The 516-nt window shown below is 70.5% G+C and carries 1 protein-coding gene; it reads left to right on the forward strand.

Features of this window, described 5'->3' with window-relative positions:
- Nucleotides 1-56: 56 nt before the first annotated feature.
- On the forward strand, nucleotides 57-516 hold a 460-nt coding region (locus HW466_RS31245), incomplete at its 3' end, for a leucine-rich repeat domain-containing protein (protein WP_176316158.1).

Genomic DNA, 516 nt, shown 5'->3' on the forward strand with positions numbered 1-516 from the left:
CGATGCCGCTAGAATCGAAGCGTTCCCCACTATCGCGGCGCCCGCCGCCACCGACCGTGACCACCACCGTGGAACAGTTGAAAGCCGGCAAGCTCGCCGGCGCCCGGCAGTTGAAGCTCGCCGCCGGCCTCACCGAATTCCCGCGCGAGATCTTCGAGCTGGCCGACACGCTCGAGGTGCTCGACCTGTCGGGCAACGCGCTCACCAGCCTGCCCGACGACCTGCCCCGCCTGGGCCGCCTGCGCGTGCTGTTCGCCTCGAACAATCCCTTCACCGAACTGCCACCGGTGCTCAGCGAGTGCGCGCAACTGAGCATGATCGGCTTCAAGGCCAACCGGATCCGCTCGGTGCCGGGCGCGGCCCTGCCGCCGCGCCTGCGCTGGCTGATCCTGACCGACAACCAGATCGAGGCGCTGCCGCCCGAAATCGGCCGCTGCGCCGAGCTGCAGAAGCTGATGCTGGCCGGCAACCGGCTGGCCGCGCTGCCCGGGGAGATGGCGGCCTGCACGCGGCTCG

Origin of the sequence: Burkholderia territorii (genome assembly GCF_902833055.1) — a bacterium.
Taxonomy (GTDB): domain Bacteria; phylum Pseudomonadota; class Gammaproteobacteria; order Burkholderiales; family Burkholderiaceae; genus Burkholderia; species Burkholderia territorii.